This is a genomic window from Gilliamella sp. wkB72 (assembly GCF_001693745.1).
In the GTDB taxonomy this organism is placed as follows: domain Bacteria; phylum Pseudomonadota; class Gammaproteobacteria; order Enterobacterales; family Orbaceae; genus Gilliamella; species Gilliamella apicola_E.
Genome location: NZ_LZEI01000009.1, coordinates 114,933 through 129,232, shown reverse-complemented (window position 1 = coordinate 129,232; position 14,300 = coordinate 114,933). Strand labels below are relative to the sequence as shown.

14 protein-coding genes and 1 riboswitch are annotated in these 14,300 nt (G+C 35.1%); of the genes, 11 read left to right on the top strand and 3 right to left on the bottom strand.

Features of this window, described 5'->3' with window-relative positions; genetic code table 11:
• The first annotated feature begins 29 nt into the window (after positions 1-29).
• Together accC and A9G07_RS05040 are read left to right on the top strand one after the other, a co-directional pair.
• Complete coding sequence (gene accC / locus A9G07_RS05045; RefSeq protein ID WP_065562217.1) at positions 30-1,376, top strand: acetyl-CoA carboxylase biotin carboxylase subunit; 1,347 nt, start codon at positions 30-32, stop codon at positions 1,374-1,376.
• Between the two features lie 65 nt (positions 1,377-1,441).
• On the top strand, positions 1,442-2,080 hold the full coding sequence (locus A9G07_RS05040; protein WP_065562218.1) for a bifunctional 4-hydroxy-2-oxoglutarate aldolase/2-dehydro-3-deoxy-phosphogluconate aldolase: 639 nt from the start codon (positions 1,442-1,444) through the stop codon (positions 2,078-2,080).
• A 46-nt stretch (positions 2,081-2,126) separates the two neighbouring features.
• Here the strand turns inward: A9G07_RS05040 and A9G07_RS05035 are convergent, their stop codons facing one another.
• Together A9G07_RS05035 and A9G07_RS05030 are read right to left on the bottom strand one after the other, a co-directional pair.
• Positions 2,127-2,897: an ABC transporter permease gene (locus A9G07_RS05035; RefSeq protein ID WP_065562219.1), complete on the bottom strand. Its 771-nt coding sequence runs from the start codon at positions 2,895-2,897 to the stop codon at positions 2,127-2,129.
• A complete protein-coding gene (locus A9G07_RS05030; RefSeq protein ID WP_065734285.1) occupies positions 2,890-3,828 on the bottom strand; it encodes an ABC transporter ATP-binding protein in 939 nt (312 codons plus the stop codon). The genes A9G07_RS05035 and A9G07_RS05030 overlap by 8 nt, the downstream gene beginning before the upstream one ends.
• Before the next feature lie 111 nt (positions 3,829-3,939).
• Here A9G07_RS05030 and mog point away from each other — a divergent pair, with 111 nt between their 5' ends.
• The 5 genes from mog to cysS all read left to right on the top strand — a co-directional run bounded on the left by mog (position 3,940) and on the right by cysS (position 9,335).
• On the top strand, positions 3,940-4,518 hold the full coding sequence (gene mog, locus A9G07_RS05025; protein WP_218060001.1) for a molybdopterin adenylyltransferase: 579 nt from the start codon (positions 3,940-3,942) through the stop codon (positions 4,516-4,518).
• 184 nt (positions 4,519-4,702) lie between these two features.
• Entirely contained in the window at positions 4,703-5,161 is a 459-nt protein-coding gene (argR, locus tag A9G07_RS05020; RefSeq protein ID WP_065734283.1) for a transcriptional regulator ArgR, read from the top strand.
• Between the two features lie 97 nt (positions 5,162-5,258).
• A riboswitch (Lysine riboswitch) is annotated at positions 5,259-5,433 on the top strand.
• A 74-nt stretch (positions 5,434-5,507) separates the two neighbouring features.
• A complete protein-coding gene (gene lysC / locus A9G07_RS05015; RefSeq protein ID WP_065734282.1) occupies positions 5,508-6,869 on the top strand; it encodes a lysine-sensitive aspartokinase 3 in 1,362 nt (453 codons plus the stop codon).
• Between the two features lie 301 nt (positions 6,870-7,170).
• Positions 7,171-7,413 (top strand): GlsB/YeaQ/YmgE family stress response membrane protein, encoded by a 243-nt coding sequence (locus A9G07_RS05010; protein WP_065562224.1) that lies wholly within the window; start codon positions 7,171-7,173, stop codon positions 7,411-7,413.
• A gap of 530 nt (positions 7,414-7,943) precedes the next feature.
• Complete coding sequence (gene cysS, locus A9G07_RS05000) at positions 7,944-9,335, top strand: cysteine--tRNA ligase (RefSeq protein WP_065734280.1); 1,392 nt, start codon at positions 7,944-7,946, stop codon at positions 9,333-9,335.
• A gap of 47 nt (positions 9,336-9,382) precedes the next feature.
• Here the strand turns inward: cysS and trmJ are convergent, their stop codons facing one another.
• Positions 9,383-10,120, bottom strand: a complete 738-nt coding sequence (gene trmJ / locus A9G07_RS04995; RefSeq protein WP_081303351.1) for a tRNA (cytosine(32)/uridine(32)-2'-O)-methyltransferase TrmJ — start codon at positions 10,118-10,120, stop codon at positions 9,383-9,385.
• A 246-nt stretch (positions 10,121-10,366) separates the two neighbouring features.
• Here trmJ and raiA point away from each other — a divergent pair, with 246 nt between their 5' ends.
• From raiA to A9G07_RS04975, 4 genes are all read left to right on the top strand, one after another.
• Entirely contained in the window at positions 10,367-10,696 is a 330-nt protein-coding gene (gene raiA / locus A9G07_RS04990) for a ribosome-associated translation inhibitor RaiA (RefSeq protein WP_065562226.1), read from the top strand.
• A gap of 94 nt (positions 10,697-10,790) precedes the next feature.
• Positions 10,791-11,942, top strand: a complete 1,152-nt coding sequence (pheA, locus tag A9G07_RS04985) for a bifunctional chorismate mutase/prephenate dehydratase (RefSeq protein WP_065562227.1) — start codon at positions 10,791-10,793, stop codon at positions 11,940-11,942.
• Positions 11,942-12,976, top strand: coding sequence for an A/G-specific adenine glycosylase (gene mutY, locus A9G07_RS04980; protein WP_065734279.1), 1,035 nt, complete (start codon positions 11,942-11,944; stop codon positions 12,974-12,976). Before pheA ends, mutY begins: the two co-directional genes overlap by 1 nt.
• A gap of 74 nt (positions 12,977-13,050) precedes the next feature.
• Positions 13,051-14,235, top strand: a complete 1,185-nt coding sequence (locus A9G07_RS04975; protein WP_065734278.1) for an MFS transporter — start codon at positions 13,051-13,053, stop codon at positions 14,233-14,235.
• The last annotated feature ends 65 nt before the right edge of the window (positions 14,236-14,300 follow it).

The following is a 14,300-nucleotide window of genomic DNA, read 5'->3' as shown; positions in this document are numbered from 1 at the left end:
TGTTAACTTAGACGATTAAGAGATTGAATATGCTTGATAAAATTCTTATTGCTAACCGCGGAGAAATCGCTCTTCGTATTTTAAGAGCATGTAAAGAACTTGGAATTAAAACTGTCGCTGTTCACTCTTCGGCAGATAAAGACTTAAAACATGTGCTACTTGCAGACGAAACCGTTTGTATAGGTCCAGCAGCTTCAGCCAAAAGTTATCTTAATATCCCTGCATTAATCTCTGCTGCCGAAGTAACCGGCGCAGCAGCTATTCATCCTGGATATGGATTTTTATCAGAAAATGCGGATTTTGCTGAACAAGTTGAACGTTCAGGCTTTATATTTATCGGTCCAAAACCTGATACTATTCGTTTAATGGGTGATAAAGTTTCAGCCATTGAAGCAATGAAAAAAGCAGGCGTACCTTGTGTTCCTGGTTCTGATGGTCCTCTTGGCAGTAATATGGACCTTAATAAGCAAATTGCTAAAAAAATTGGTTATCCAGTTATTATTAAAGCGTCTGGCGGCGGCGGTGGTCGTGGAATGCGTATTGTTCGTGAAGAAAAAGATCTCGAACAATCAATCAAAATGACTAAACTTGAAGCAAAAACTGCATTTAATAATGATATGGTTTACATGGAAAAATTCCTAGAAAACCCACGCCATATCGAAATACAAGTTTTATCTGATGGGCAAGGTCATGCAGTTTATTTAGGTGAACGCGATTGTTCAATGCAAAGACGTCACCAAAAAGTACTTGAAGAAGCACCAGCGGTTGGTATTACACCCAAAATGCGTAAATTCATCGGTGAACGTTGTGTTAATGCATGTATCGAGATTGGATATCGTGGTGCAGGTACTTTTGAGTTCTTATTTGAAAATGGTGAATTCTACTTCATCGAAATGAATACTCGTATTCAAGTAGAACACCCAGTTACTGAAATGGTTACTGGAGTTGATCTTATTCGTGAACAAATTCTGATTGCAGCTGGACAACCTTTGTCAATTAAGCAAAGTGACATTGAAATTAAAGGCCATGCAATTGAATGCCGAATCAATGCCGAAGATCCAAAAACATTTATGCCATCTCCGGGCAAAATAACACGTTTCCATGCTCCGGGAGGATTTGGTATCCGTTGGGAATCACATATATATGCTGGCTATACTGTACCACCATATTATGATTCAATGATCGGTAAATTAATCGCCTATGGTGAAACTCGTGAAGTCGCTATTGCCCGCATGAAGAATGCATTAGCAGAACTGGTTATTGATGGTATAAAAACCAATATCGAACTTCATCTAGAGATTTTAAATGATGAAGGCTTCATAAAAGGTGGCACGAACATTCACTATTTAGAAAAGAAATTAGGTATTTATGAGTAAAATAAGCCCTCAATAATTTGAGGGCTTATTGCTGTATAGAAGTAAATAAAGTATAGGTAATACATATGAAAAATTGGAAAAAAAGCGCTGAAGAAATTTTAACATTAGGTCCAGTAGTTCCTGTTATTGTTATTGAGCGTTTAGAAGATGCCGTTCCTTTAGCAAAAGCATTGATTGCTGGTGGCGTGAAGGTTTTAGAAGTCACATTAAGAACAGCTTGTGCACTTGACGCAATTAAGAAAATTATTAACGAAGTTCCAGAAGCTGTAGTCGGTGCCGGTACTGTAACCACAGTAGAGCAACTTAAACAAGTAACTGAGGCGGGTGTAGAATTTATCATCACTCCGGGTATTACTGACTCTATTTTAAAAGCAGCAGTTGAAGGCCCTGTGCCAGTTATTCCTGGGATTGCAACCATTTCAGAATTATTAACAGCTCAAGAATATGGTTTAACAGCATTAAAATTCTTCCCTGCTGAAATTAATGGCGGTGTTGCTGCGTTAAAAGCGTTTGCTGGTCCTTGTGGTTATATGAAATTCTGCCCTACTGGCGGTGTGAATCCTAAAAACTATCGCGATTATTTAGCGCTTGATAATGTTCTTTGCGTTGGTGGAACTTGGTTTATTCCAACTGATGCAATTGCTAAAGGTGATTTTGCTAAAATTACTGAAATGGCAAAAGAAGCCGTTGCAGGAGCAAAATAAGTTTTATCTTACCGCCGACATTGGTCGGCGGTTTAGTCAGTTCTGTCTAACTTCTAAGACCTCTTCCACTTTCAATTATTCGCCATGCTATAAAATATAAAATGCTAACAAATAATATAAGCATCGAAAAAGTAATGACTAATGAAACATCACTAATACCTAAAAAACCATAGCGAAATCCATTAATCATATAAACAATAGGATTAAGTTTAGAAACCCATTGCCAAAAAGTCGGTAACATAGTGATTGAATAAAAAACTCCGCCCAAGTAAGTTAACGGTGTTAATACAAAGGTTGGAATAATACTTATATCATCAAATGATTTTGCAAATACTGCATTTAACAATCCAGCTAATGAAAACAAAATTGAGGTTAATAATAAGGTGAAAACTACAAAAGTCCACGAATGAACTTCATATCTAACAAAAAATAACGATACAGCAGTGACCAACACACCAGTTAATAAACCACGCATTACACCACCACCAACATATCCCCAAATAATAATATGAGTCGGAACAGGAGCAACAAGTATTTCTTCAATATTACGTTGAAATTTAGCACTAAAAAATGAAGAACAGACGTTTGTATATGAATTGGTTATGACCGACATCATAATTAAGCCTGGCACAATGAATGCCATATAACTAAAGCCACCCATATCACCAACTCGCGAACCGATTAAATTACCGAAAATAATAAAATATAGTGACATTGTAATAACAGGAGGAATCAGTGTTTGGATCCAAATTCTTAAAAATCGGGTAACTTCTTTACGCCAAATACTTTTTAAGGCAATCCAATATAAATTATTCATCAATAGCTCCTTTGGTATCATTTCGCAACAAATCTACAAATAATTCTTCTAATCGATTAGCTTTATTACGAACACTAATCACTTTTATGTTTTGTTGATTGAGTTGTTCAAATAACTGATTTAATCCTTGTTGTTTATCTACGTTTACTTCTAACATGCCAGATTCAATATCAGTATAATTATACCCTTTAAGGGAGATTGGTGTTGATGTTGGTACATAATCAATAATAATTGTTTCAGATTGACTTTTTGCTAGTAAATCACGCATTGAAGAGTTAGCAATTAATTCTCCGTGCTGAATTATACCAATGTGACGGCAAAGCATTTCTGCTTCTTCCAAATAATGCGTGGTTAATATAATGGTGATACCTTGTTTATTAATCTCACGTAGAAAATCCCACATGGAACGACGTAACTCTATATCAACCCCAGCAGTAGGTTCATCCAGAATTAATAATTTAGGTTCGTGGACAAGTGCGCGAGCTATCATTAGTCGTCTTTTCATCCCACCTGATAACATATTAGCTCTACTATGTCGTTTATCCCATAAATCTAAAATACGCAGATACTTTTCAGCTCGTTGTAAAGCCAATTTTCGTGGCAACCCATAGTAACCACCTTGATTGGTAACAATTTGGATTACTTCTTCAAATTGGTTAAAGTTAAATTCCTGAGGAACAAGTCCTAATTGTCTTTTTGCATTAACAAGATCCGTATCTAAGTCATATCCAAAGATTTTAACTTGGCCTGAGGTTTTAGTAACTAAAGAGCTAATAATACCAATGGTGGTTGACTTACCTGCACCATTTGGTCCAAGTAAAGCATAAAAATCTCCTGCCGCTACAGTTAAATTAATTCCTTTTAATGCTTCTACACCATTTTTATATTTTTTCTTTAGCGCTATAAGTTCTAGTGCAGGTGTTGACGACATAAATGTATCCTAATTGAGTAAATTGCTATTTGAATAATATGATATCATGTTTAATCAATTGACAATATTGTTTAATATTTAGATAAATATATGGATTAAGGAATAAATGTTATGGTTAAAATTGGATTAGTTTCAATATCAGATAGAGCATCACAAGGCGTTTATCAAGATGAAGGTATTCCAGCTTTGTTATCATGGTTGAAATCTGCATTGAAAACAGCTTTTATTACCGAACAACGCATTATTCCCGATGAACAAATCATCATTGAAAAAACATTATGCGAATTGGTTGATGATTTGCAATGTAATCTGATTTTAACCACAGGCGGAACAGGACCAGCAATAAGAGATGTAACACCTGACGCAACTTTAGCTATCGCAGATAGAATAATGCCCGGATTTGGCGAACAGATGCGGCAGATTAGTTTACATTTTGTTCCAACTGCGATTTTATCCAGACAAGTTGGTGTTATTCGTAAGCAATGTTTAATTTTGAATTTACCAGGCCGACCAAAATCAATCAAGGAAACACTTGAAGGTGTAAAGGATGATGAAGGTAACACTATTGTTACTGGCATATTTGCAAGTGTTCCATATTGTATTGATCTGCTAGAAGGTCCTTACATCGAAACACATGATCACATCATTAAATCATTTCGTCCCAAAAATGCTATAAAATCTAATCTTTAATTTTATGCAAATGTCATGCATAATTATGTAGATTATATTCAATATTTGAATGAAGCTTTATAAGAACACTTGCTTAATTAGCAATCATTAAAAATAACTGACCGTAATCAAGCATTTTAGTTAACCCGTTAATATGACTTATTGTTTTAATCAGTTAGTCATAAATTAAATTTAAAGGAACAGTATGAAACAAAAAGATCTCACTAAAACTTTCAAAGAAATGCTTTTACAAGAAAAGTTTAGTTCTCAGATAGGTATCGTACAAGCCTTACAAGAACAAGGATTTGATAATATAAATCAATCTAAAGTATCGCGAATGTTAACTAAATTTGGCGCTGTAAGAACTCGCAACGCAAAATCTGAGATGGTTTATTGTTTGCCTGCTGAAATGAGTGTTCCAACAACAAGCAGTCCATTAAAAAATTTAGTATTAGATATTGATTACAATAGTTCAATGGTTGTTATTCGAACAAGCCCAGGCGCAGCTCAGCTTATTGCGAGATTGTTAGATTCAATCGGTAAATCAGAAGGGATTTTAGGCTCAATTGCCGGTGATGATACAATTTTTAGCACACCAACTAAAGATTGTTCTGTGAAAAAACTATATCAAACGATTATTGAATTATTTGAACGGAGTTTATAATTAACAGTTTATTTTAACAAAGCTCTATAATTTTTTTTAATATTTAACCTATTGACACATTTGGTAAAATCGTTAATCCTATACGACACTGAAATCAGAATTAAGAAGAGGCGCATTACTCAGGCAGATCATTTTAGGGACTGGAGCCGCAAATAAATGATTGAGGGGATGTAATGCCGAGGTTTAATTGTTATTCCAGAAAGCAATTAAATCGACTGCAAGGGCTGAATCCCTTGGGTTGTCACCCTAACAGGTGGAGCGCTTCATGGTATGTATTTTTTTAACTGTATTAGGACATGCCCGCTCTATCTCTGTTAAAAATAAAAATTTTTAATATGAGGAATACATGGAAAGATCATTTATAATTGCTAAGTTTGGCGGTACTAGTGTTGCAGATTATCCCGCAATGGTTAATAGTGCCAATATTGTTATAGCTAATCCTAGTGTCAAAGTTGTTGTGTTGTCTGCCTCTGCAGGTATAACAAATTTACTGGTAGCATTAGCTGAAGGTCGTGATGCCAATGTAAGAGCAAAACATATCGCTAAAATTCAATCGATTCAATACAACATATTAGAAAATCTTCCTGAAAATCCAACCCTACGCGCTGAAATTGACCAAATAATTGCAAATATTGCCTCATTATCAGAAGCTGCAAGCTTGGCAACTTCCCCTGCTTTGACGGATGAATTAGTCAGTCATGGCGAAATAATGTCATCAAAACTATTTGTCGAAATATTAAAACAAAAACAAAAAAATGCCCTATGGTTTGATGTACGTAAAGTGATGCGTACCGATGACAAGTTTGGTAAAGCCGTACCAAAAATTGACGAAATTAAACAACTTTGCTGTGCACATTTAAAATCTTTGAATCCAGAAGCTATCGTAGTTACTCAAGGATTCATTGGTAGTGAAAGTACGGGCAAAACCACAACTTTAGGTCGTGGTGGTAGTGATTATACCGCAGCTCTTCTTGGTGAGGCTTTAAACGCCACGCAAATAGACATTTGGACCGATGTTGCTGGTATTTATACTACCGATCCTCGTATCACATCAGGTGCGAAACGAATTGACGAAATATCATTTGCTGAAGCAGCTGAAATGGCGACCTTTGGTGCTAAAGTTCTACACCCTGCAACACTTGTTCCTGCTGTACGTAGCAATATTCCAGTATTTGTTGGTTCAAGTAAAGCGCCAGAAGCAGGTGGAACTATCGTTTATAACACACATAGCATAAAATCTGCACTACCTTCATTTAGAGCGTTAGCGCTTCGTCGCAAACAAACATTATTGACTTTAACTAGCTTAAATATGCTACACGCACAAGGTTTTTTAGCTAATGTCTTTACCATATTGGCTAAACATAATATTTCGGTTGATTTAGTCACCACCTCTGAAGTTAGTATCGCATTAACCATTGATACTACAGGCACTAATACCAATGGAAATAGCCTATTAACAAAAGCATTATTCGATGAATTATCAACAGTTTGCCATGTTGAAGTTGAAGAAGATTTAGCACTAATTGCCATCATTGGTAACAATCTAACCACAACAAAAGGTATCGCTAAAGAAGTCTTTGGCGCTTTAGATGACTTTATTATTCGACTTTGTTGTTACGGTGCTAGCACCCATAATCTTTGCCTTCTAGCAAGAAGCAATGATGCTGAAGATGTAATAAAGGTTCTACACAAAACGATTTTCGAATAGTTTAATATCAGGGGCGATTACATTATCGCTCCAAATCATTAATCATATAAATCAACAATTAAACAAAATACCTAGAATAATTGAAAAAATAATTGTAAACTACGCCTAATATTTGTATGAATTTGTGTTTCATACATCTATAGCTTCATACTGTTCTACATAATAATCATTTTTCTTCATATTTAGATAACAATTTTTAAAGCTGTAAATTTACGTTTTATTAATATCTGTTCAACAACTATCATCGTTATTTTTTAGCTATACTAGTAACTTTCAACTTAATTAGACGAAGGAAATTATCATGGGTATTTTAAGCTGGATTATTCTAGGATTAATTGCTGGATGGATCGCTAAGTTTTTTATGCCATTAGGCCGTGTTGGTGTGATAAAAACTATCCTACTTGGTGTAGCTGGTGCATTAGTCGGCGGTTATATCAGTACCTTCTTTGGTTGGGGTAGTGTGACTGGTTTTAACTTCCCAAGCTTGTTTATCTCTGTGCTTGGTTCTATTTTACTTATTTATCTTTACCGCCTTTTTAAATAAATTTAATAGCAATTTAAATTGGCGAGTTTACTCGCCAATTTTCACTCATCTATCCAATCAAAGTTCTCTCATTTATATCGATATTTAAAACCTATTAACTTAAATAGCTTTTTAAGTATCAAAATTAATATATATATAATAGTGAGTGATAAATTAGCAAAAGACGCTAGAAGACATGCCAAAAAACCAACAAAAAGTGCAATAAACTTATAAAACCCTATATTGCCAAAGCCTCCTAAATCCTTGTTAACAAAAACCACAAAGAATACTATTGCTAAAAGAATCCACGTAAACAAAAATAGTAATTTTTCTAAGTGATTATCAAATTTAAAGCCTATTGCAATACAAATAACTTGAAAGGCAGTGATTATAATCATTAAAATTAGCCCGAAAGCTTCTACCCCAAATTTTTATATCATCAATTAATTCCATTTAATTTATTTAACGAGATTATAAGAAGTAATTTCGCCACTTCCAGTTTTTTGTTATATTAAACACTAAAATTTATCAAATTTATTCTGCAGGATAAAATGCTCAAAATATTTAATACATTATCACGTGAGAAAGAAATATTTAAACCAATTACACCAAATAAAGTTGGGCTATATGTTTGTGGTGTTACTATCTATGATCTATGCCACATTGGCCATGGCCGTACTTTTGTCGCATTTGATGTCGTTACTCGTTATTTACGTTTTTTAGGTTACGATCTCACTTATGTTCGTAATATTACCGATGTCGATGACAAGATCATCAAGCGTGCATTAGAAAATGGTGAAACTTGTGACGAATTAACTGAACGTATGTTAAATGAGATGTATGCCGATTTCGATGCACTTAATATCAAACGACCAGATGTCGAACCTCGAGCAACTCGTCATATGTCACAAATCATTGAACTTGTTGAAGAGTTAATAAGAAAAAATCATGCTTATATTGCTGACAATGGAGATGTGATGTTTTCGGTAGATAGTGATCCTAACTACGGTATTTTATCACGCCAAAATTTAGAACAGTTACAAGCAGGTGCTCGAGTTGATGTAGTGGACGTAAAACATAATCCAATGGACTTCGTTCTCTGGAAGATGTCAAAACCCAACGAACCAAGCTGGGATTCACCATGGGGGAAAGGTCGACCTGGTTGGCACATTGAATGCTCTGCAATGAATAGCCATCAATTAGGCAACCATTTTGATATTCATGGCGGTGGTTCTGACTTAATGTTCCCACATCATGAAAACGAAATTGCCCAATCAACCTGTGCCCATAATGGCCAATATGTAAATTATTGGATGCACTCAGGCATGGTAATGATAGACCAAGAGAAAATGTCCAAATCACTGAATAACTTTTTCACTATCCGTGATGTTTTAAAACATTATGATGCTGAAACTGTTCGATATTTCTTATTATCAGGCCATTATCGTAGTCAACTTAACTATAGTGAAGAAAATCTAAAACAAGCTCGTACCGCTTTAGAAAGACTTTATACGGCTTTGAGAGACACCGATGCTAACTATCCGCACAACACGCCAGATAGCGATTATCATCGACAATTTTGTCAGGCAATGGATGATGATTTTAATACTCCAGAAGCTTATTCAACTCTATTTGATTTGGCTCGAGAGATCAACAAAGCTAAAGCAGAAAATAACATGCCATTAGCTAATGAACTAGCTGCTGAGTTACGTTATTTATCTTCTGTACTAGGTTTACTTGAACAAGATCCGGTTAAATTCTTACAAGGTAATAGTCAAGATGATGAAGATACACAGCTAATTGAAGCGTTAATTAAACAACGCAACGATGCTCGAGCAAGTAAGAATTGGGCTTTAGCTGATGAAGCTCGAGATAAACTCAATCAAATGAATATTATTTTAGAAGATGGTGCTAACGGCACAACTTGGCGTAAAAAAACTTAATAATAAAAAATCCCCTAGATTTACACAAAACTAGGGGACTAATCTCACTATTTTTTATCTATTGACGTTAAAATTCCCCGTAAAATATTGAGTTCTTGTTGTTCAATACCAGCTCGCGTAAATAATCTACGTAAACGACCCATAATCTGCCCAGGATGATTAGGATTAATAAATCCGGTTTTTAATAACGTCTGCTCTAAATGCTGATAAAACCGTTCAATATCTTCACTTTTAGGATACTGAACCTCATTCAGATTGTCATCATCATGTTTTAATGATGCCTCTAAAGTTGACAACATTGACATTCGAATTTCGTAAGTTAGAACCTGAACTGACATAGCTAAATTTAAAGAGCTATAATCTGGATTAGCTGGAATACCAACATGAAAATGGCACTTTTGTAATTCATCATTAGTTAATCCAACTCTTTCTCGACCAAAAACTAAAGCCACTTGAGCATGATGCGCGGTTTCAGCAATAATTTTGTCGCCACACTCTTTCGGGGTTAAGTTTGGCCATTGCAAACTTCTAGGACGCGCACTGGTACCTATAACCAAAGAACAATCTGCTACCGCCTCTTCAAGGGATGAAAAAATCTGTGCCTGTTTGATAATATCACTCGCCCCGGCTGCCAGTGAAATCGATTGGGAATCGGGTTTTATTACAGGGTTCACTAAACATAAACGAGTTAATCCCATCGTTTTCATTGCACGAGCAGCAGACCCCATATTACCAGTATGCGAAGTTTCAACTAAAACAATCTTAACATTATCTAAATAGCTCACATATTCCTCATTAAATAACTAAACTTAATACTTTAAATCAATCTAAATAAACCACAGTATATAATAAAAAACAGATTAAAAGCAGTTCTGTGCTACCTAATATCAAATACCAATAAATTATTTTAGACAAAAGTCACAAAAATCTTAATATAAACCTAATAACCTATTGACGAAATGTGAAAAATTTGTCAATGTAATCAATATAATAATGGCTCAATTAGTAAGTAAACATAGTGGAGGTCAATTATGACTTTAAGTATCACAAGTAAACAAATGGACATTACTCCTGCAATTCGTAGTTATCTTGAAGATAAGTTTTCGAAATTAGATAAATGGAGAGCTCTACTAATCAACCCTCACTTTATCTTATCTAAAGAGCCCGATGGATTTATTATTGATGCAACCATTGCAACCAAAGGCTCGCCACTAGTTGCTTCCGCTAAACACACTGACATGTATGCTGCAATTAATGATTTAGTTGGTAAACTTGAAAGACAACTAAATAAACTCCAACATAAAGGTGAGTCGCGCCGTGCATTTGACAGTATTAAAAATACAGTAATTGAAGAAGAATAATAATTTATAATTTAACAAAAAGGCACTTTAATAGTGCCTTTATTTTTTTGCTTGTTATAATATTACCCATCTAATTTTTAATCTATTAATGAATATGACAACCAGTCCTTTATTGCCTTTACGAAACAAAATTAACCAACTTGATCAAAAATTAATTGAAATCATTGCTGAAAGACGCCAAATTTCAGCCGAAGTTATCCAGGCTAAAATAAAAGCAAATATCCCTGTGCGTGATTTAGATCGTGAACGTTCATTGATTAAGGCATTAATCGAACAAGGTAAACAATATCATCTTGATGACCTATTAATTAAGCGTTTATACCAAATTATTATTGAAGATTCGGTTCTACTACAACAGAAGTTTTTACAAGAAAAACTCAACCAAGGCGTTATCTCATCAGCTAAAATTGCTTTCTTAGGACCAAAAGGTTCATATTCACATTCAGCAACTCGCCGTTATGCTAGCGCCCATTTTGATCAATTGACTGAATCAAGTTGTAATACATTTAAAGATGTTTTTGAAAAGATTGAATCAAAAGTTGTTGATTATGGAATTGTACCGATAGAAAACTCGAGTTCGGGATCTATTAATGAAGTGTATGATTTGTTACAAAAAACCAATTTACATATTATTGGTGAACTATCCTTAATGATTGATCACTGCATTTTAGCTCTTCCTAACACTAAACTTGAGCAAATAGATACTATTTATAGCCACCCGCAACCATTCCAACAATGTAGTAATTTCTTAGAAAAGTATCCTCATTGGAAAATTGTTTATTGTGATAGCACTTCGTCAGCAATGGAAACCGTAGCTAAATTAAATCAACCAAACATCGCAGCTATGGGAAATAAAGACGGTGGTGAATTATATGGCTTACAAGTTCTGGAGCACAATTTTGCTAATCAAAAAGAGAATATCACCCGCTTTATTGTGTTATCGCGTGAATCGATTGAAGTTTCCGATCAAATTCCGGCCAAAACTACAATCTTGATGAAAACGGGCCAACAAGCTGGGGCTTTGGTAGATGCTTTATCCGTATTACGTAATCATAATATTGTTATGACAAAACTTGAATCACGCCCTATCCATGGCACATCTTGGGAAGAGATGTTTTATATTGATTTACAAGGTAATATTAACGATTACGAAATGCAGATCGCACTTAAAGAATTAGCTTCCATCACTTTATATACTAAAGTGCTTGGTTGTTATCCTAGTGATTCTATTACCGCTGTCATGTAATGACTAACTTAAGTTTTTCAAATGCCGTACTCAACTGGTATGAACAGTACGGCAGAAAATCATTACCATGGCAAATTGAAAAAAGCCCTTATCATGTTTGGTTGTCAGAAGTTATGCTGCAACAAACTCAAGTTGCAACTGTTATTCCATACTTTAAGCGCTTTATTAAACAGTTTCCTAAAATTACCGATTTAGCGAAGGCTCCAATTGACGATATCTTACATCTTTGGACTGGACTTGGTTATTATGCACGTGCTCGTAATTTACATAAAGCAGCACAAGTTATAGCTGACAAGTTTGGGGGAAAATTTCCAACCAAATTTGAGGATGTTATCGCCTTACCAGGCGTTGGGCGCTCAACCGCTGGGGCTATCCTATCTCTATCACAAAATCAACATTATCCAATATTAGATGGTAACGTAAAACGGGTTTTAACCCGAACTTTTGCTATAGAAGGATGGCCTGGTAATAAAAATGTCGAAAATCAACTTTGGCAATTAAGTGAGCAAGTCACGCCTAAAAATGAAGTTGCTAAATTTAATCAAGCCATGATGGATATTGGTGCAATGGTTTGTACTCGTTCTAAACCCAAATGCACTTTATGCCCTTTACATCAATTATGTATTGCTTATAAGACCGACAGTTGGCAACAATATCCAACTAAAAAACCTAAAAAGACTATTCCTGAAAAAACCGCCTACTTTTTAATGCTTGAACATAACAACATGATTTGGCTTGAAAAAAGACCGCCTGCTGGTATTTGGGGCGGATTATATTGTTTACCACAATTTGCAAGCGAGCAAGCATTAACTGACTGGCTAGACAGCCATGGTATTAAAACTAGCAAACCCAAACAGTTAATTGCATTTCGACATACTTTTAGCCATTTTCATTTAGATATTGTGCCTATTTACTGTGAGATCAAAGGCAATACTAAATGTCTAGATGAATCGAATGGTTATTGGTATAAACTAAAATCGGAAAATGCAAAAATTGGCTTAGCAACACCTATTTATAATCTATTAAATCAATAATCAACACAATCTATCAGTATCTAACAACCTTTTGATATATAATTACACATTATTTATTTTCTAAATTGTTTATTATGAATAGCAAACAAGCTCAAGGGCTATCTGCATGGTTAGTATTCCTAATGGCATTTGCCATTGGCGTCGCGGTAGCGAGTAATTATTATGCACAACCACTATTACACTCGATAACTAATGATTTACATATTGCAATTAAACATGCAGGTTTTATCATTATGGCTGCACAATTTAGTTATGCTGTTGGCTTGCTGTTCATTACCCCACTGGGTGACAAAATAGAACGTAAACGATTAATATTGACCTTGATGATATTATCAACCTGTGGGCTAATTATTAGTGCAACTTCACAAAACTTATGGTTACTTATGCTTGGTACGGCTATGACAGGTCTATTTTCAACCGTAGCCCAAGTACTAATTCCATTTGCCGCAACACTATCACGACCAGAGCATCGAGGTAAAATTGTCGGTACATTGATGAGTGGTATGTTGCTAGGTATATTATTAGGTCGTGCATTCGCTGGTTTTGTTTCTTCGATGACTGATTGGCATTATGTTTATTGGATTGCCGCGTCAGTAATGATCATTGTTACTTTGCTACTTTGGTTATCATTACCAACTTATAATAACACCATCTGTATTAACTATTTTCAACTGTTATTATCAATTGGCTCACTATATAAACAAGAACCTGTTTTACGAATTCGCTCATTGTTGGCAGTTATTTCCTTTGCGTTATTTTCACTGTTATGGACGCCGCTTGCCTTTTTATTAAGTAATAAACCTTACTATTATTCTGATTTTATAATCGGTTTATTCGGCCTAGCCGGTGCCGCTGGTGCACTAGGTTCACCTATCGTTGGCAAATTATCAGACAAAGGAAAAGGCTTTTTAGCCACGACCATTGGCCTAATATTACTTCTTGCTTCATGGGTACCACTTTCTCTTGCTGAATATTCACTTTTAGCCTTAATTATTGGGGTAGTATTGCTGGATTTTGCTGTTCAAGTTACTCATGTATCAAACATGAACGCCATTTATCAAATTCGACCAGAAGCACGTAGCCGTATGAACACTGGTTATATGGTAAGTTATTTTATCGGAGGCATGTTGGGTTCTATCGCTTCTACTTATTTGTATAGCAACTATGGTTGGATCGCGATAATTATTGCTGGAACAGTTTTAGGATTATTGGGTTTATTATGTTGGCTCTACTATCTTAAATCAGTTCGCAAACCATAAACGATTTAATTGCAAAAAAAGTTGAGGAACGGGGTTTTTTAACGTTTATTTGCTCTAATAATCCG

Excerpts from the sequence above, each read along its gene's own strand:
- accC (WP_065562217.1), top strand. The coding sequence starts at position 30 with ATGCTTGATAAAATTCTTATTGCTAACCGCGGAGAAATCGCTCTTCGT.
- A9G07_RS05040 (WP_065562218.1), top strand. The coding sequence starts at position 1,442 with ATGAAAAATTGGAAAAAAAGCGCTGAAGAAATTTTAACATTAGGTCCA.
- A9G07_RS05035 (WP_065562219.1), bottom strand. The coding sequence starts at position 2,897 with ATGAATAATTTATATTGGATTGCCTTAAAAAGTATTTGGCGTAAAGAA.
- A9G07_RS05030 (WP_065734285.1), bottom strand. The coding sequence starts at position 3,828 with ATGTCGTCAACACCTGCACTAGAACTTATAGCGCTAAAGAAAAAATAT.
- mog (WP_218060001.1), top strand. The coding sequence starts at position 3,940 with ATGGTTAAAATTGGATTAGTTTCAATATCAGATAGAGCATCACAAGGC.
- argR (WP_065734283.1), top strand. The coding sequence starts at position 4,703 with ATGAAACAAAAAGATCTCACTAAAACTTTCAAAGAAATGCTTTTACAA.
- lysC (WP_065734282.1), top strand. The coding sequence starts at position 5,508 with ATGGAAAGATCATTTATAATTGCTAAGTTTGGCGGTACTAGTGTTGCA.
- A9G07_RS05010 (WP_065562224.1), top strand. The coding sequence starts at position 7,171 with ATGGGTATTTTAAGCTGGATTATTCTAGGATTAATTGCTGGATGGATC.
- cysS (WP_065734280.1), top strand. The coding sequence starts at position 7,944 with ATGCTCAAAATATTTAATACATTATCACGTGAGAAAGAAATATTTAAA.
- raiA (WP_065562226.1), top strand. The coding sequence starts at position 10,367 with ATGACTTTAAGTATCACAAGTAAACAAATGGACATTACTCCTGCAATT.
- pheA (WP_065562227.1), top strand. The coding sequence starts at position 10,791 with ATGACAACCAGTCCTTTATTGCCTTTACGAAACAAAATTAACCAACTT.
- mutY (WP_065734279.1), top strand. The coding sequence starts at position 11,942 with ATGACTAACTTAAGTTTTTCAAATGCCGTACTCAACTGGTATGAACAG.
- A9G07_RS04975 (WP_065734278.1), top strand. The coding sequence starts at position 13,051 with ATGAATAGCAAACAAGCTCAAGGGCTATCTGCATGGTTAGTATTCCTA.